This window comes from Stenotrophomonas sp. STEN038, from assembly GCF_056759895.1.
This window is the reverse complement of record NZ_JBRRDW010000020.1, coordinates 38,820-54,587: the sequence shown is the minus strand read 5'-3', so window position 1 is coordinate 54,587 and position 15,768 is coordinate 38,820. Positions and strand designations below refer to the sequence as shown.

Sequence of the window (15,768 nt, the reverse complement as noted above, 5' to 3'; positions counted from 1 at the left end):
ATGCGTGAAGATCGGGCAGGAAGCGTTGGCAAGAGGTAAAACAATGGAGCTCCGACATCTACGCTGTTTCCTCGCTGTTGCAGAAGAACTGCACTTTGCCCGTGCAGCCGAGCGGCTGCATATGGAGCAGTCGCCACTGTCGCGCGCCATCAAGGAGCTGGAAGAAGAACTAGGCGTGTTGCTGTTTGCCCGTACCACGCGCAGTACACGGCTGACCCGTGCCGGAACATTGTTCTTGGAGCATGTGCGCCGTGTGTTCGCTGCCTTGGAACAAGCGCGTGAAAGCGTGAAAGCGGCAGCAAACGGTTTTCATGGGCAGTTGCGCGTGGCCTTGTCGGATGGCATCACGCCGTCGCGCTTGCCGACCTTGCTGGCGTTGTGTCGCCTAGAAGAACCCGAGGTCGAAATCCGCTTCTTCGAGGTGCCGCTGTCGCAGCAGATCAAAGGGTTGCATGACGATCTGTACGACGTAGGGTTTGCCCAATCCGACGAAGTGGGCGACGGCATCGTCGCCATACCAGTCTGGAGGGACGCGCTCATAGTGACGGTGCCAGCCCGGCATCCGCTGCTTGCATTCAAGCGCATCCCTTTGGAGGAACTGCTGCGCTATCCGCTGGTTCTATGTGATCCGAAAGTGTGCGAAGGCCATGCCAAATTCGTCGATCGGGTGCTGCGCCGGGCCGACATGGAGCCGTTGGTCGCAGAACGGGTCGCTACGTGCGATCTGATGATGGCGTTGGTATCGGCCGGCCTCGGGCTTGGATTTACGGGCGCAGCGCGCATTGCGGCCAACCCCGACTCGGGCGTGGTGGCCCGACCGCTGGCTTTGCGCGTGCCGCCGCTGACGACCTACCTGCTGCACGCTGAAGGTCAGCCGTTCGATGTGCTTGCACGGTTCATTGAGCGCGTGCAGGCCATCGAGTCACCGGAAGCCCCAAGGCCCAAGCCGGGCCATTACTCCGATTCCCTGGAGGAACCTGCGCCATGAAAAGGATCATCCCATTCTTGCTTGCAGCCGCGCTGACTGCCTGCGGCCAGTCCGAAACGCCTCAGAAGGCCAACACATCGGAAGCGAATATCCCGACGGTGGAAGAACTGGCGGCCAACCCCGACCGGCTCAAGGAACTGCGCCAGCAATGCAAGACAGATCGCCCCAAGCTGGGCGACGTGCTGTGCAATCGGGTAGCCGAGGCCACGCGCAAGCGGTTCTATGGCGACGGCGAAACCCCATACACACCACCGAAGGAATCCCCCAAGTTCTGATTGTTGGCGGTTCGTCGCATCGACTTTATCTTTCTGCTCGACACGCCGCAATGCGCCTGCACTTGCGGCGCTTTTCTTTGGTTCGCCATCGCGCGCATTCTGTCTTTTTGCTCGACCTTTCTGCCCGAAACGGTCTTTGACCGGCACTGACCCGGCACCGATCCTGACGCCTGCGGCACGCCCTTGTGCCGCTTTTCCCATGAGGAATCAGCGCAGGAGAAATCGGAGGCCAGGTCATGCAAGGGACGAACGTGCTGTTCGGTCAGATCGCCGTAGTGTTCGGCATCGTGATCGCCGGCGTGTGGGGCGCCACACAATGGACAGCAGCGGCCCTTGGCTATCAGCTACGCCTTGGCTCGCCCTGGTTCGACTTTCTTGGCACGTCTATCTACCACCCTTGGAAGCTGTTTGAGTGGTGGTTCTTCTTCGGCGCGTATGCACCGGAGGTGTTCGACACTGGCGGCGCGATTGCCGGCGCCAGTGGCATGGTCGCCGTGTGCGTTGCCATTGCCATGTCGGTCTGGCGCTCGCGCCAAGCGCGGCTCGTCACCACCTACGGCTCGGCCCGCTGGGCGAACGCGCAGGACATTCGTAGGGCGGGCCTCACGCAGCCGGCCGGCGTGTTCCTCGGCCAGCACGACCGCCAGTACCTGCGACATGAAGGGCCGGAACACGTCCTGACCTTCGCGCCCACGCGAAGCGGCAAAGGCGTTGGCCTCGTAGTGCCGACGCTGCTTTCCTGGCCCGCATCCGCCGTCATCCACGACATCAAAGGCGAGAACTGGCAAATCACCGCAGGCTGGCGCTCGCGCTTCTCGCATTGCCTGCTGTTCAACCCGACCGACGCGAGGTCGGCCGCCTACAACCCGCTGTTGGAGGTGCGGCACGGCGCGCATGAAGTGCGCGACGTGCAGAACATCGCGGACATCCTGGTCGATCCCGAAGGCGCGCTGGAGAAGCGCAACCATTGGGAAAAGACCAGCCACGCGCTGCTGGTCGGGGCCATTCTGCATGTGCTCTACGCGGGCGAGGACAAGACGCTACGCGGCGTTGCGAACTTCCTCTCCGACCCGGCCAGCCCGTTCGAGCTGACCTTGCATCGGATGATGACCACGCCGCACCTGGGCCTGGATCAAGGAGGTATGCCGCATCCGGTTGTCGCTTCGGCTGCGCGCGAGGTGCTCAACAAGTCGGACAACGAGCGTTCCGGCGTGCTGTCCACGGCCATGAGCTTCCTCGGCCTGTACCGCGACCCCACGGTGGCCGAAGTCACGTCTCGCTGCGACTGGCGCATTGCCGACCTGATCGCGGCCAAGCATCCGGTGTCGCTGTATCTGGTGGTGCCGCCTTCGGACATTTCGCGGACGAAGCCGCTAATCCGTCTGATCCTCAACCAGATCGGCCGGCGGCTGACCGAATCGCTCGATGGGTCCGACGGCATCGAACGCCGCCACAAGCTGCTGCTGATGCTCGACGAGTTTCCGGCGCTGGGGCGCCTGGACTTCTTCGAGACCGCCTTGGCCTTCATGGCGGGCTACGGCATCCGCAGTTTCCTCATCGCGCAGTCGCTCAACCAGATCGACAAAGCCTACGGCCAGAACCATTCGATCCTCGACAACTGCCATGTGCGCGTGACGTTCGCCACGAACGACGAGCGCACCGCCAAACGGATCTCCGAGACGCTGGGCACGGCCACCGAGCTGCGCGCCCAGCGCAACTACGCGGGCCACCGGCTCGCGCCGTGGCTGGGCCACCTCATGGTGTCGCGTCAGGAAACCGCGCGCCCGCTGCTGACGCCAGGCGAGGTCATGCAGCTTCCGCCCGACGAGGCCGTGGTGATGGTGGGCAGCAGTCCGCCGATCAAGGCCAAGAAGCTGCGCTACTACGCGGACACCAATTTCAGCCGCCGCGTGCTGCCGCCGCCTGCGCTGGCGGACGGGCAGTACTCCGACGTGCCCCCGCTGCGCCCGGACGATTGGAGCGCGCTGGCGATTCCTGCCGTGCCAGTCGCACCGGTCACCGTTCCCATTGATGACATGGGCAGCGCCGACGACGGCGGCCCGCGCCGTCAGCCCGAACTCTCCGAAACCGTCGCCTACGACCCTGAGCTGGCCGCGTCCGCAGCCGACCTCGCACTGCTCGATGACGACGACCTGCCACTTCCCCTTCCTCGCCAGCTTGACCCTGCCATGCAGCGCACGGCCCGGCTGGCATCGCTGAACCCAAACGACGGAATCGAGCTATGAGCCAATACCGCCTGAATCTCTTTATCCAGTCGGAGCACGCCAAGCGCCTGGACGAGCTGGCCGCCAAGAAAGGCGTGTCCAAGTCGTCCATCGTCGCGGCGGCGCTCGCATCGTGGCTGTCGCCCGATGCCGCCGACCAGCGCGAGGCGGCCATTGCCAAGCGGCTGGATCGCCTCTCGCGCCAGGCCGAGCGCATGGAGCGCGACCAGAACATCGCCATCGAAACGCTGGCGCTGTTCATTCGCTACTACCTGACCGTCAGCACGCCAGTTCCCGAAGCGCACCAAGAGGCCGCGCGCGCCCAAGGCAAGGCGCGCTTCGAGCAATTCGTGGAGCAGTTGGGCCGCCACCTGCTGCGTGGGCGCAGCCTGGTGCGCGACGTGGTGGAGGAACTGCATCCAGACCCAATGCGGATGGAGGACGCGGCGGCGGCTGCGCAAGCACAGGAGCGTGCGTCATGAGTGTCGTTCCGCAATTCCCGCCCGAACCGCGCTCGTCCGCAGCGGCCTCGCTCGACCGGCGCATCCAGATGCTGCGCACGGCGATGGGGCCGTTGATCGCCGCTGCGCTCGAAGACCCGGACGTGGTGGAGGTCATGCTCAACCCGGATCACACCCTTTGGGTGGATCGCCTGTCGTCGGGCCGAGCGCCTATGGGCGTGGAGATGTCCGAGGCGGACGGTGAGCGAATCATCCGCCTGGTGGCCGCCCACGTCGGCGCGGAAGTCCATCGCGGCCAGCCGCTACTGTCCGCCGAGCTGCCCGAAACGGGCGAACGCTTCGAGGGCATCCTGCCACCGGCCGCGCCGGGGCCGGCCTTCGCGCTGCGCAAGCGCGCCATCGGCGTGATCCCGCTGGAGCGGTACGTCATCGACGGGATGATGACCAGCGCACAGGCGGGCTTTCTCGTTCGCGCCGTGCGCGAGCGGCAGAACGTGCTGATCGCCGGCGCCACCAGCAGCGGCAAGACCACGCTCGCCAATGCTTTGCTCGCCGAGGTCGCCGCCACCGGCGACCGTGTGCTGGTGCTCGAAGACACGGTGGAGCTGCAATGCGCGGCGCGCGACCACGTTCCGCTACGCACGCGGCATGGCGTCGTGTCGATGACCGAGCTGGTGCGTTCGTCAATGCGCCTGCGCCCGGATCGTGTCGTCGTTGGCGAGGTGCGTGGCCCCGAGGCGCTGGATCTCATCAAGGTGTGGGGCACGGGCCACCCCGGTGGTATCGCCACGATCCACGCGGGCTCCGCGCTCGGGGCACTGCTGCGCCTGGAGCAACTGATCCTCGAAGTGGCGGTGAACCCGCCCCGTGCGTTGATCGCCGAGGCGGTCAACGTGGTGATCCATATCGCCGGACGCGGGCGCAAGCGCCGCATCGAGAGCATCGCCCGTGTCGTCGGCTTTGACGGTATGGGCTACCGGCTGGTGGATTGGGGGGCGGACGCGCTGAAAACGCCGCTTTCCGAGCTGTCGCCACTTTCCGATGCCGCACCCGCTGCGGCGACCTCCCCATCCCCTGACTCACTTGGAGAACTGCCATGACGCAGATGATCGTTCCTGCTTTCCGTTTTTTTCCGAATCCGGCTTTGCGCCTTGCGCGACTGCGCAGCCTTGCTCGCCCTGCGGGGCAAGGGCTGCTGCTGGCCGCGCTGCTGCTGCTCCTGGCTGGAACCGCACAGGCCGCCGGTTCCTCGATGCCGTGGGAAGGCCCCTTGCAGTCGATCCTGGAGTCGATTCAAGGGCCGGTGGCGCGCATCGTTGCGGTCATCATCATCATCGCCACCGGCCTCGCGCTTGCCTTCGGCGACACGTCGGGCGGCTTCCGCAAGCTGATCCAGATCGTGTTCGGCCTGTCCATCGCGTTCGCGGCTTCGAGCTTCTTCCTGAGTTTCTTCAGCTTCTCTGGCGGGGCTGTCGTATGAGCGCCCCAGACACCTTCGCAGACGGCTTCGAGGTGCCGCTGCATCGCTCGCTGACCGAGCCGCTTCTGCTGGGCGGCGCGCCGCGCACCGTGGCGATCGCCAACGGCACGCTGGCCGCTGCTGTCGGGCTGGGCCTGCAACTGTGGATTCCCGGCGTGGTGCTCTGGATCGTTGGCCATTCGCTGGCGGTGTGGGGCGCGCGCGTCGATCCGCAGTTCATGGCCGTGTTCGCGCGGCACATCAAGCACCGATCGCTGCTGGACGTGTGAGGTGATGCCATGCTGAACCTCGTCGAATACCGCCAGCGGCCCGCGCTGCTCGCCGACTGGCTTCCGTGGGCCGGACTGGTCGCGCCGGGCGTCGTGCTGAACAAGGATGGCTCATTCCAGCGCACGGCACGCTTTCGCGGGCCTGATCTGGACAGCGCGACACAAGGCGAGCTGGTCGCCACGTCGGCGCGGTTGAACAACGCGCTGCGCCGCATGGGATCGGGCTGGGCACTTTTCATCGAAGCCGAGCGCCGTCCCGCCGCCGATTACCCGCGCTCGGAGTTCCCCGAGCCGCTTTCGTGGATGGTGGAGGAAGAGCGCCGGGCCGCCTTTGAGGAATCGGGCCACCACTTCGAGAGCGGTTATCACCTGACGCTGGTGTATCTGCCGCCGGAGGAGTCGCGCGCCCGCGCAGCCAAGATGCTCTACGAGAACACGCCGACGAATGGCGTGGACTGGCGCGAGCGGCTGCAAGCCTTCAGCGCGGAGACGGATCGCGTCTTCGACCTGCTCGATGGCGTGATGCCGGAAATCACCTGGCTCGATGACAGCCAGACGCTGACCTACCTCCATTCGACCGTCTCGACGCGGCGCTATTCGCTGGCGGTACCCGAAGTGCCGTTCCATATCGACGCGCTGCTGACCGATTCTGCACTGGTTGGTGGCCTGGCGCCCATGCTGGGCGACCAGCACCTGCGCGTGGCATCGGTGCGCGGCTTCCCGACCTCGACCTGGCCGGGAATTCTGGACGACCTCAACCGCCTGGGATTTGCATACCGCTGGAGTACGCGCTTTCTGTGCCTGGACAAATCCGAGGCGGAACGGGAGCTGGGGCGCCTGCGCCGTCAGTGGTTTGCGAAAAGAAAGAACGTCATCGCGCTGCTGCGCGAAACGATCTTCCAGCAGGAATCACCGCTGGTCGATACCGACGCCAACAACAAGGCTGCCGACGCGGACGCGGCCTTGCAGGAGTTGGGCAGCGATCAAGTCGCCTTCGGCTACCTGACGGCGACCGTCACCGTCATGGACGAGGACGCCGGCGCAGCCGACGAGAAGCTGCGCATGGTGGAGCGGGTCATCCAGGGACGCGGCTTCGTCACCATCCCCGAAACGCTCAACGCCGTGGATGCGTGGTTGTCGTCTATCCCCGGCAACGCCTATGCGAATGTCCGCCAGCCCATCGTCTCGACGCTGAACCTGGCGCACATGATGCCGGTGTCTGCCGTGTGGGCCGGGCCGGAGAAGAACGACCACCTCGACGGCCCGCCGCTGATCGTCACGCGCACCGATGGCGCCACTCCGTTCCGGCTGGTGACGCACATTGGCGACGTGGGCCACACGCTGGTGGCTGGTCCCACGGGCATGGGCAAGTCGGTGCTGCTCGCCACGCTGGCGATGCAGTTCCGCCGCTATCCCGGCTCGCGCATCTTCGCGTTCGATATGGGCCGCTCGATGCGGGCCACCATCCTCGGGCTGGGCGGCGAGCACTACGACCTGGGCACGGATGGCGAAATCGCCTTCCAGCCGCTCGCCCGCATCGACCGCGAGGGCTACCGCACTTGGGCCGCCGAATGGATCGAAGGCCGCTTGCTGCACGAAGGCGTGACCGTCGGCCCCGACGAGAAAACGGCTATCTGGTCGGCGCTGGGAAGCCTGGCCGGTGCGCCGGTGGAGCAGCGCACGATGACAGGCCTGTCGGTGCTGCTGCAATCGAATGCACTGCGACAGGCGCTCGCGCCGTATGTGCTGGGTGGCGCGCACGGCAAGCTGCTGGATGCCGACCATGACCGGCTGGGCATGGCCGACGTGCAATGCTTCGAGATGGAAGAACTGATGCACAGCAAGGCCGCCGTCATGGCCGTGCTGCATTACCTCTTTGCGCGCTTCGACGAACGCTTTGATGGTGCGCCTACGCTGCTGATCCTCGATGAAGCGTGGCTGTTTCTCGATGACCCGGTGTTTGCGGCACGCATCCGCCAGTGGCTCAAGACGCTGCGCAAGAAGAACGTCTCGGTGATCTTCGCCACGCAGTCGTTGGCGGACATCAAGGATTCGAGCATCGCGCCCGCGATCATCGAAAGCTGCGCCAGCCGCATCTTCCTGCCGAACCCGCAGGCGACCGAGCCGCAGATTCGCACGATCTACGAAGGCTTCGGCCTCAACAGGCGGCAGATCGATATCGTCGCCACCGCGCAGCCCAAGCGCGACTACTACTACCAATCCCGGCTCGGCAACCGCCTGTTCGACCTCGACCTGGGGCTGGCGGCGCTGGCGTTTGCGGGCGCGTCCACGCCGCAGGACCAGCGCGACATGGACGCGGTGCTCGCCGACGCTGGCACGCCCAGCTTCGCGGGCGCGTGGCTGCGCCATCGCGGCCTCAATTGGGCGGCTGACCTGCTGCCCTCGTTCCCCGGCCTTGCGCCGGGTTCCCTCCGTACCGCTGACCACCCCCAGGAGAACCTGCCATGAAAACCCATGCCTCGAAACTCGCCGCGCTGACCGCTGCCTGCGTGCTCGCCTTCGGTATCGCGCAGCCCGCCCATGCCTTGTTCGGCGTCGGCGACATCGTGCTCGACCCGACCAATCTGATTCAGAACACGCTCACGGCCGTTCGCACGCTGGAGCAGATCAACAACCAGATCCGCCAGCTCCAGAACGAAGCGCAGATGCTCATCAACCAGGCGCGCAACCTGGCCAGCCTGCCGTCCAGCGTGGTGGGCCAGTTGCGCGCCAACCTGGCGACCACCCAGCGCCTCATCGCGCAGGCCAAGGGCTTGGCCTACGACGTGACGAGCATCGACCGGGAGTTCGCACGCCTGTACCCCGAGAAATACGCCGCCACGGTGAGCGGCAATCAGATGTACCTCGATGCGCAGGAGCGTTGGAAGAACACGCTCAACGGCCTGCAAACCACCATGCAGATGCAGGCCCAGGCGTCGCAGAACCTGAGCGATGACGAAAGCGTGCTGGCCGACTTGGTGGGCAAGAGCCAGTCGGCCGAGGGTGCGCTGCAAGCCATGCAGGCCATGAACCAGTTGCTGGCCTTGCAGGCCAAGCAGTCGATCCAGTCACAGCGGCTCCAGATCACGCAAGACCGGGCCGCCTCGCTGGAGCTGGCGCGACAAGCGGCGGCCACGGAGCGTGCCCGCGAGGTGCGACGACGCTTCCTCGGTGAAGGCACGCCGTACACACCGCAGTCCATCAACTTCTACCGCGACTGACGGGAGGTCGCCATGCGATGTGTCCTCGCCCCGTCTGTTGTGATGCTTGTCGTGCTGCTGGCTGCGTGCGGCGAGCAGCCGACCGACAACCTTGCGGATGCCTTGTCCGCCGATCCCGTGCGGCTCAAGGCATTGCGCGCGCAATGCGCGGCCCATCCACAACAGGTTATGCCGACCACGGGCGAGGACGCTTGCCGCGCCGCAGCTGAGGTATTCCGGCGGCGCTTCTTCGCCGGCCAGTCCGGGCCGGACGAATACCGGACGCTGGCGGACCTGCCGCCGATCCCGCCCAGCTTCGATGAACCAGAGGGCACGCCATGAATGACGTGACCATCATCGACCAGTTCCTCAACACCTTCGCCACCTACATCGACTCGGGTTTCGGGCTGCTGCGGGGCGAAGTGGCGTTCCTCACGGCCACGCTGATCGTCATCGACATGACGATCGCCGGACTGTATTGGGCCATGAGCCACGCCACTGGCCAGGGCGAGGACGTGATCGCCAAGCTGCTGCGCAAGGTGCTCTACGTCGGTGCCTTCGCCTACATTCTCAATAACTTCAACTGGCTGGCCAGCATCGTGTTCCGCTCCTTTGCGGGTTTGGGTATCACCGCCACCGGTTCGGCCATCACGATGGAGAACTTCTTGCAGCCGGGCCGCCTAGCGAAGATGGGCATTGACGCGGGTGCGCCGATCCTGAAGCAGATCGGCGACATGGCCGGGTTCCCCGAAGTGTTCGTGAACCTTGACCCCATCGTGGTGATGTTCCTCGCGTGGCTGATCGTGGTGCTGTGTTTTTTCGTGCTGGCGATCCAGCTTTTCATCACGCTGATTGAGTTCAAGCTGACCACGCTCGCGGGCTTCGTGCTGGTGCCGTTCGCGCTTTGGAACAAGACCTCGTTCCTGGCCGAAAAGGTCTTGGGCAACGTGGTGGCCTCCGGCGTCAAGGTGCTGGTGTTGGCCGTGATCGTGGGCATTGGATCGGGCCTGTTCTCTCAGTTTCAGGTTCATCCCGCCGAGCCGTCCATCGACCACGCGCTGGTCATCATGCTGGCCTCACTCACGCTGCTGGCGCTGGGCATCTTCGGCCCTGGCATCGCCACAGGCCTCGTGTCCGGTGCGCCGCAGCTCGGCGCGGGTGCGATGGCGGGTGCCGCTGTCGGTGCAGCCGGCACGGCCGTCGTTATCGGTGCTGCAGCAACCGGCGTCGGTGGTGCGGTGGCGGCTGGCGCGCGCATGGCACCGGCAGCCGCCAAGCTGGCCGGCGCTGGTGCGCGTGCGGCCACATCGGCGGCTGGCAGTACGAAGTCGGCATTCCAGGCCGGCTCCGCCGCCGCAGGAGGTGGTGCGAAAGGCGCAATGGCGGGACTGGGCAGCGTCGTCAAGACGGGTGCGCAGGCAGCTGGGCGAGGCGCTGCGTCCCGAGCCTCCGCTGCCGGGCAACGCATGGCCGCTCCCTTCCGCGCAGGCTGGAATGGGGATGCGGGAGCGTCAGGTGGCCCCGCCCCGGCAAGTGCCACTGCGGCCCAGGCACCGGAACAACCTGCCTGGGCCAAGCGGCTGCACCGCCGCCAACAAATCACCCATGCCGCGACCACCACCGCCCACGCGCTGCGCGGTGGCGATGGCGGCGGCTCTGGCCAAGGGCCGAGCCTGCGCGGCTCCGACGACTGAAGCGATTCATAAGGAGAACTGACCATGCGATTCAAGAAACCGCAGGTGCGCTATGCCGACACGCCGCAGCCTGCCACGCCGTACCAAGCTGCCGGCCAGGTGTGGGACGACCGCATCGGCTCGCCGCGCGTGCAGGCGAAGAACTGGCGGCTGATGGCCTTCGGCTGCCTGACGCTCGCGCTGTTGATGGCCGGCGGCCTGGTGTGGCGTTCGGCGCAGTCCATCGTGACACCCTACGTCGTGGAGGTGGACAACGCCGGCCAGGTGCGCGCGGTCGGCGAAGCCGCCACGCCGTACCGGCCCAGCGATGCACAGACTGCGTACCACCTGGGCCGCTTCATCGGTCTGGTGCGCTCGTTGTCAATCGACCCCATCGTTGTCCGCCAGAACTGGCTCGATGCCTACGACTACACGACCGACAAAGGCGCGGCCGTCCTCAACGACTACGCGCGCGTGAGCGACCCGTTCGCACGCATCGGCAAGGAGTCGGTGACGGTGCAGATCACCAGCGTGACTCGCGCCAGCGACACGTCTTTCAACGTGCGCTGGACGGAGCAGCGCTTCGTCAACGGCGCTGCCGCAGGGACTGAACGCTGGAACGCCGTGATTTCCATCGTGCAGCAGACCCCGCGCACCGAGCAGCGCCTGCGCAAGAACCCCTTGGGCATCTACGTCAACGGCCTGTCCTGGGCGCGTGAACTGGATTCTTCCGAAGGAGCCAAACCATGAAATCGTCTTTCCGTATTTATGTTTCCGTGCTGGCGCTTGCGGCCCTGGCGGGCTGCGCCACACAGGGCAAGCCGCCGCCGACCATCTCGCTCGATGAGCCCGTGCAGGCCCAGCCGCTGCCGGAGCCGCCCAAGCCGGTGGAGATGGTGGCCGTGCCCGAGGTGCTGCCGATGCCAGCGCAGTTGAAGCCATTGCCCGAGTCCGAGGCTGCCAAGCCCGCGCCGGAGCCGGCGGACGAGACCGTGCGCGTGTCTCGGGCCAACGCCGAGGCACGCATCGCGCCCACGCGCGAGGGCTACGTCAATGCGATTCAGGTGTGGCCCTATACCGATGGTGCGCTGTATCAGGTCTATGCGGCCGTGGGTCGCGTGACCGTAATCGCGCTCCAGCCGGGTGAGGAGCTGGTGACGGTCGCCGCCGGCGATACCGTGCGTTGGATCGTGGGCGACACATCGAGCGGCAGCGGTGATGCGTTGCGCGTGAACGTAATGGTCAAGCCGATTCGCTCGGGGTTGAAGACCAATCTGGTCATCACGACCAGCCGACGCACCTACCTGATCGAGTTGACCTCGACCGAGAAGACGTGGATGGCGTCGGTGTCCTGGGAGTACCCGAAGGACAAGATGCTGGCCTTGCAGCGCCAGGCGCAGGCGGCCAGTGCCGCCGCGCCGGTCGATAGCGGGCTGTCGCTGGAGAAGATCCGTTTCCGCTACACCGTCTCGGGCAGCAATCCGCCGTGGAAGCCACTGCGCGCTTTCGATGACGGCGAGAAGGTCTATATCCAGTTCCCGCCTGGTATCGCGCAAGGCGAGCTGCCGCCGCTGTTCGTCATTGGGCCACAAGGTGATGGGCAACTGGTGAACTACCGCTTCCGCTCGCCGTACTACATCGTGGATCGGCTGTTCGGCGCGGCCGAACTGCGCCTGGGTGGTGACAAGGGCGACGTGGTACGGATCGAGCGCACGGACGGCGTTGCGCGGAGGAATTGACCATGAGCCAAGACGACACTACCGACCTCGCCACGCCGCAGGCGGGCAAGGTTGCGCCCGAGGCGGTGCCGCTGCGCGCCCAGCCACGCCCCGTCATGCGCCTGAACCGGCGCGTGCTGGCCATCCTCGTTGGCGGCCTGTCGGTCGCCGTGCTCGGGGCCACGATCTGGTCATTGCAACCGCAGCGGCGCGGGGCCAATGAACAGACCGAGCTTTACAACGTCGATCGTGTGTCGAAGTCCGAAGGGTTGGATGGCCTGCCTTCGGACTACTCGAAGCTACCGCCAAAAGTGCCGGAATTAGGGCCGCCGTTACCAGGCGACCTTGGCCCTGCCATCGTCGCTTCGCAGCAGCCGGTGACGCCGGCCTATGCGCCGCCAGGCCATGATCCCGAGGATGCCTTGCGCAAGGAGGCGGACGCGGCGGCGGCCTCGTCGGTGTTCTTCCGCTCGGGCGGCCAAGGTCAGACCGCCGCCACGGTCGCGCAGGCAGCGCCGGGTGCTGCAAGCACGCTCGCGGCCTTCGATCCTCTCGCTGCCGGGCCTGCCTCGACGGCGGCCCAGCCCGCCGACCCGACCGCCGTGCAGAACCGGCAAGACCAGAAAGAGGCGTTCCTGAAAGCCGGTTCTACGGAAACCCGCAATTCCGGCAATCTGGCGCTGCCGGCGTCGCCCTATCAGGTGATGGCTGGAACCGTGATCGCGGGCGCGCTGGTGACAGGCATCAAGTCGGACTTGCCGGGCGACGTGATCGCCACGGTGACAGAGCCGGTCTTTGACACAGCCACGGGCAAGTTCCTGCTGATTCCGCAGGGGGCGCGCATCCTTGGGCGCTACAACAGCCAGGTCAGCTACGGGCAGAGCCGCGTGCAAGTAGTGTGGAACCGGATCATCTTGCCCGACACGTCTTCGCTGACGCTCGACAACCTAGTGGGCACCGATCCGGCCGGCTACGCCGGCCTGGAGGATGACGTGAACTGGCACTGGAATCGCATCGTTGCGGGCGCGGTGTTGACGACGCTGCTGGGCGTGGGCGCCGAACTGGCCGCGCCGGAGAACCGGCAGGACGGCAACCGCATCGTGATTGCCGGGCGCGACAGCGCGCAGGACAGCATCAATCAGGTCGGCCAAGAGATCACCCGGCGCAACATGAATATCCAGCCGACGCTGACCACGCGGCCGGGCCTGCCGGTGCGCATCATCGTCAACCGCGATTTGGTGTTGCGGCCTTACCAGCCGATGTTCTTCCAACGGGGGGCGATGCAATGAGCACAACCAAGAACCTGCGGCTCGGGCCGCTGCCCAAGACCGAGAGCATCAAGCTGACCTTTGCGTGCCCGGTCAGCTTGAAAGCCGACCTTGACCGCTACGCCACGCTGCACGCGCAGGCGTATGGCGAGACGGTCGATGCCATGACGCTGATCCCGCACATGCTGGAGGCGTTTATCGCTGGGGATCGAGGATTCCGGCGGGGCAGGGGAGATGACACCCGACCTTCTTCCCGCACGGCTATGCCGAAAGGGTGATTGTGTGGATTAGATTCCATTGTCGTATCCAGCCTACGATTGGTGGTTCCACATCAAATTGACGTTTTCTTGGAAAAGATATATATATCGTAGTGTGGCTACGACTAATTCAAGCAGATTAAATGTGCTCTACACCCGGTTGGCACCGGGAACGCCGCTGACCTCGCTGGACTTGGCGGCGTTGGGCATCTCTGCTGACCTGGCTGTTCACTACGTCCGGGCAGGGTGGCTCACGCGCCTGGCGCGGGGGGTGTTCTGCCGCCCCAACGATCCCCCGGCGCTTCATCCCAGCCTGCTGCTGTTGCAGCGCCAGTTCGAGGGGCTGCACGTCGGCGGCAAGTCGGCGCTGGACTGGTACGGTGTGCGGCAGTACGTAGCGCAGCAGCCGGTGCTGCATCTGTATGGCTGGAAGGCCGCACGCTTGCCGGAATGGTTCACGGAACGATTCCCAGCTGAATACCACCGCAAACGGCTGTTCGACGAGCAGCCGGCCGCCTTGTTGCACGTTGGCCCGTTCGAGAAGCGCAGCGGGGCGCCGCAGGTGTCCGCGCCGGAGCGCGCCTTGCTGGAACTGTTGAGTGAGGTTGGCGTGCGCCAGCCCTTACAGGAAGCCCGCGAACTGGTGGAGAGCGCCTATAGCCTGCGCGCCAATGTGCTGCGCGAGCTGTTGCAGCGTTGCACGAACGTCAAGACCGTGCGGCTGTGCTTGCAACTCGGCCGTGAGGCGTCGCTGCCTTGGGTGGCCAAGCTCGACCCGTCCACGCTGCCGACAGGCAGCGACCGGCCCTGGGTGTCCCGCTCGGCCGATGGCCTGCTGGTGCTCAAGCCATGAACCAGACCTATCTCGATACCGCGCGCCTGCTGACGCAGGTGGCACCGCTGGTGTTTGTTGACGATACCTTTGCCCTGAAGGGCGGTACGGCGATCAACCTGTTTGTGCGTGACATGCCGCGCCTGTCGGTAGATCTCGATCTGGTCTTTCCCGATCACACGTTGCCGCGTGATGAGGCGCTGGCGCGCATCAGCGAGGCCGTCCGGCAAGCTGCCGAACGGTTGAAGAAGCGAGGGTTCCAGACACACGCGCCGGCGGCAGCAGCAGGGGAGACGAAGTTGCTGGTGCGTCGTGGCTCGATTCAGGTCAAGGTCGAAGTCAACTTCGTCATGCGTGGCACGGTGCAGCCGGTGCACCGCGCCTCGCTGACGCCGATGGCCTGCGATGTGCTGATGGCCGATCTGGAGATTCCGGTGGTGTCGCTGGAAGACGTGTACGGCGGCAAGCTGGTGGCGGCGCTGGATCGGCAGCATCCGCGTGATCTGTTCGACGTGATGCAGCTCTTTGCGCACGAGGGCATCACGCCCGGCATCCGGCGCGCCTTCGTGGTCTACCTGGCCAGCAGCAATCGGCCGATCCACGAAGTGCTGTTCACGACGCTGCGGGACATCCGGCACGACTACGAGCACAACTTCCAAGGCATGACGACCGAGCCGGTGCCGCTTGATGCGCTGCTCGACGCGCGAGAACGCATGGTGCGCGAAATCCAGCAGGGTTTGGACGACGACGAGCGGCGCTTCCTGCTGTCGCTGGCCGCTGGCACGCCGGAGTGGTCATTGCTGGACATCGCACACCTCGAACAACTGCCGGGCATCCGCTGGAAGCTGCACAACCTGGCGCAGTTGCAGAAGACCGATGCGAAGAAGTTTGCCGAGCAGGCCGACTTGCTCGCCACGCGACTTGCTGCGGTATCCTAAGCGCTGATTGATGATGAGCCGATGCCGCGTAAACCCGCGCCAGCAAAGGACCTGTTTTTCTGACGGTAAAAGCGACGGTAACGGCCTATGTCGATCAAAGCAAATCCCTTTAACCACGCGGACTTGCGTGAGCTGTTGATGATCGAGTGGGAGTGATTGGGCGGCTGGCATGACGCGGTAGCAA

17 protein-coding genes are annotated in these 15,768 nt (G+C 65.4%); all 17 read left to right on the top strand.

The features are described from left to right. Positions 1–43 precede the first annotated feature (43 nt). The 17 genes from ACVOLS_RS10240 to ACVOLS_RS10160 all read left to right on the top strand — a co-directional run bounded on the left by ACVOLS_RS10240 (position 44) and on the right by ACVOLS_RS10160 (position 15,584). Positions 44–988, top strand: coding sequence for a LysR family transcriptional regulator (locus tag ACVOLS_RS10240; RefSeq protein ID WP_150360007.1), 945 nt, complete (start codon positions 44–46; stop codon positions 986–988). Next, the gene (locus ACVOLS_RS10235) at positions 985–1,263 is read left to right on the top strand and encodes an EexN family lipoprotein (protein ID WP_099605294.1); all 279 of its coding nucleotides are present in this window, start codon (positions 985–987) and stop codon (positions 1,261–1,263) included. Before ACVOLS_RS10240 ends, ACVOLS_RS10235 begins: the two co-directional genes overlap by 4 nt. A 236-nt stretch (positions 1,264–1,499) precedes the next feature. Then, positions 1,500–3,509 (top strand): conjugal transfer protein TraG, encoded by a 2,010-nt coding sequence (locus tag ACVOLS_RS10230; protein ID WP_099605293.1) that lies wholly within the window; start codon positions 1,500–1,502, stop codon positions 3,507–3,509. After that, positions 3,506–3,970, top strand: coding sequence for a ribbon-helix-helix protein, CopG family (locus tag ACVOLS_RS10225; RefSeq protein WP_099605292.1), 465 nt, complete (start codon positions 3,506–3,508; stop codon positions 3,968–3,970). Before ACVOLS_RS10230 ends, ACVOLS_RS10225 begins: the two co-directional genes overlap by 4 nt. A 68-nt stretch (positions 3,971–4,038) precedes the next feature. Beyond that, positions 4,039–5,049: a P-type conjugative transfer ATPase TrbB gene (gene trbB, locus ACVOLS_RS10220; protein WP_425519159.1), complete on the top strand. Its 1,011-nt coding sequence runs from the start codon at positions 4,039–4,041 to the stop codon at positions 5,047–5,049. After that, the gene (locus ACVOLS_RS10215) at positions 5,046–5,429 is read left to right on the top strand and encodes a TrbC/VirB2 family type IV secretion system protein (RefSeq protein WP_099605290.1); all 384 of its coding nucleotides are present in this window, start codon (positions 5,046–5,048) and stop codon (positions 5,427–5,429) included. The genes trbB and ACVOLS_RS10215 overlap by 4 nt, the downstream gene beginning before the upstream one ends. After that, positions 5,426–5,698, top strand: a complete 273-nt coding sequence (locus tag ACVOLS_RS10210; protein ID WP_150359734.1) for a VirB3 family type IV secretion system protein — start codon at positions 5,426–5,428, stop codon at positions 5,696–5,698. Before ACVOLS_RS10215 ends, ACVOLS_RS10210 begins: the two co-directional genes overlap by 4 nt. A gap of 9 nt (positions 5,699–5,707) precedes the next feature. Next, on the top strand, positions 5,708–8,167 hold the full coding sequence (trbE, locus tag ACVOLS_RS10205; RefSeq protein ID WP_099605288.1) for a conjugal transfer protein TrbE: 2,460 nt from the start codon (positions 5,708–5,710) through the stop codon (positions 8,165–8,167). Then, positions 8,164–8,919: a P-type conjugative transfer protein TrbJ gene (gene trbJ, locus ACVOLS_RS10200; protein ID WP_099605287.1), complete on the top strand. Its 756-nt coding sequence runs from the start codon at positions 8,164–8,166 to the stop codon at positions 8,917–8,919. The genes trbE and trbJ overlap by 4 nt, the downstream gene beginning before the upstream one ends. A gap of 42 nt (positions 8,920–8,961) precedes the next feature. Then, positions 8,962–9,240: a hypothetical protein gene (locus tag ACVOLS_RS10195; protein WP_425519128.1), complete on the top strand. Its 279-nt coding sequence runs from the start codon at positions 8,962–8,964 to the stop codon at positions 9,238–9,240. Continuing rightward, positions 9,237–10,592 (top strand): P-type conjugative transfer protein TrbL, encoded by a 1,356-nt coding sequence (gene trbL, locus ACVOLS_RS10190; protein WP_099605285.1) that lies wholly within the window; start codon positions 9,237–9,239, stop codon positions 10,590–10,592. The genes ACVOLS_RS10195 and trbL overlap by 4 nt, the downstream gene beginning before the upstream one ends. A gap of 24 nt (positions 10,593–10,616) precedes the next feature. After that, a complete protein-coding gene (gene trbF / locus ACVOLS_RS10185; protein WP_099605284.1) occupies positions 10,617–11,321 on the top strand; it encodes a conjugal transfer protein TrbF in 705 nt (234 codons plus the stop codon). Then, the gene (gene trbG / locus ACVOLS_RS10180) at positions 11,318–12,310 is read left to right on the top strand and encodes a P-type conjugative transfer protein TrbG (RefSeq protein ID WP_099605283.1); all 993 of its coding nucleotides are present in this window, start codon (positions 11,318–11,320) and stop codon (positions 12,308–12,310) included. Before trbF ends, trbG begins: the two co-directional genes overlap by 4 nt. 2 nt (positions 12,311–12,312) lie before the next feature. Beyond that, positions 12,313–13,578, top strand: a complete 1,266-nt coding sequence (locus tag ACVOLS_RS10175; protein ID WP_099605282.1) for a TraB/TrbI/VirB10 family type IV secretion system protein — start codon at positions 12,313–12,315, stop codon at positions 13,576–13,578. Beyond that, complete coding sequence (locus ACVOLS_RS10170; RefSeq protein ID WP_099605281.1) at positions 13,575–13,835, top strand: DUF2274 domain-containing protein; 261 nt, start codon at positions 13,575–13,577, stop codon at positions 13,833–13,835. Before ACVOLS_RS10175 ends, ACVOLS_RS10170 begins: the two co-directional genes overlap by 4 nt. Positions 13,836–13,929: 94 nt before the next feature. After that, on the top strand, positions 13,930–14,667 hold the full coding sequence (locus ACVOLS_RS10165; protein WP_099605280.1) for a type IV toxin-antitoxin system AbiEi family antitoxin: 738 nt from the start codon (positions 13,930–13,932) through the stop codon (positions 14,665–14,667). Next, positions 14,664–15,584 (top strand): nucleotidyl transferase AbiEii/AbiGii toxin family protein, encoded by a 921-nt coding sequence (locus tag ACVOLS_RS10160; RefSeq protein ID WP_481545522.1) that lies wholly within the window; start codon positions 14,664–14,666, stop codon positions 15,582–15,584. The genes ACVOLS_RS10165 and ACVOLS_RS10160 overlap by 4 nt, the downstream gene beginning before the upstream one ends. Positions 15,585–15,768 lie beyond the last annotated feature (184 nt).

Coding starts and splice junctions, on each gene's coding strand:
- ACVOLS_RS10240 (WP_150360007.1), top strand. CDS start 44: ATGGAGCTCCGACATCTACGCTGTTTCCTCGCTGTTGCAGAAGAACTG.
- ACVOLS_RS10235 (WP_099605294.1), top strand. CDS start 985: ATGAAAAGGATCATCCCATTCTTGCTTGCAGCCGCGCTGACTGCCTGC.
- ACVOLS_RS10230 (WP_099605293.1), top strand. CDS start 1,500: ATGCAAGGGACGAACGTGCTGTTCGGTCAGATCGCCGTAGTGTTCGGC.
- ACVOLS_RS10225 (WP_099605292.1), top strand. CDS start 3,506: ATGAGCCAATACCGCCTGAATCTCTTTATCCAGTCGGAGCACGCCAAG.
- trbB (WP_425519159.1), top strand. CDS start 4,039: ATGCTGCGCACGGCGATGGGGCCGTTGATCGCCGCTGCGCTCGAAGAC.
- ACVOLS_RS10215 (WP_099605290.1), top strand. CDS start 5,046: ATGACGCAGATGATCGTTCCTGCTTTCCGTTTTTTTCCGAATCCGGCT.
- ACVOLS_RS10210 (WP_150359734.1), top strand. CDS start 5,426: ATGAGCGCCCCAGACACCTTCGCAGACGGCTTCGAGGTGCCGCTGCAT.
- trbE (WP_099605288.1), top strand. CDS start 5,708: ATGCTGAACCTCGTCGAATACCGCCAGCGGCCCGCGCTGCTCGCCGAC.
- trbJ (WP_099605287.1), top strand. CDS start 8,164: ATGAAAACCCATGCCTCGAAACTCGCCGCGCTGACCGCTGCCTGCGTG.
- ACVOLS_RS10195 (WP_425519128.1), top strand. CDS start 8,962: ATGCTTGTCGTGCTGCTGGCTGCGTGCGGCGAGCAGCCGACCGACAAC.
- trbL (WP_099605285.1), top strand. CDS start 9,237: ATGAATGACGTGACCATCATCGACCAGTTCCTCAACACCTTCGCCACC.
- trbF (WP_099605284.1), top strand. CDS start 10,617: ATGCGATTCAAGAAACCGCAGGTGCGCTATGCCGACACGCCGCAGCCT.
- trbG (WP_099605283.1), top strand. CDS start 11,318: ATGAAATCGTCTTTCCGTATTTATGTTTCCGTGCTGGCGCTTGCGGCC.
- ACVOLS_RS10175 (WP_099605282.1), top strand. CDS start 12,313: ATGAGCCAAGACGACACTACCGACCTCGCCACGCCGCAGGCGGGCAAG.
- ACVOLS_RS10170 (WP_099605281.1), top strand. CDS start 13,575: ATGAGCACAACCAAGAACCTGCGGCTCGGGCCGCTGCCCAAGACCGAG.
- ACVOLS_RS10160 (WP_481545522.1), top strand. CDS start 14,664: ATGAACCAGACCTATCTCGATACCGCGCGCCTGCTGACGCAGGTGGCA.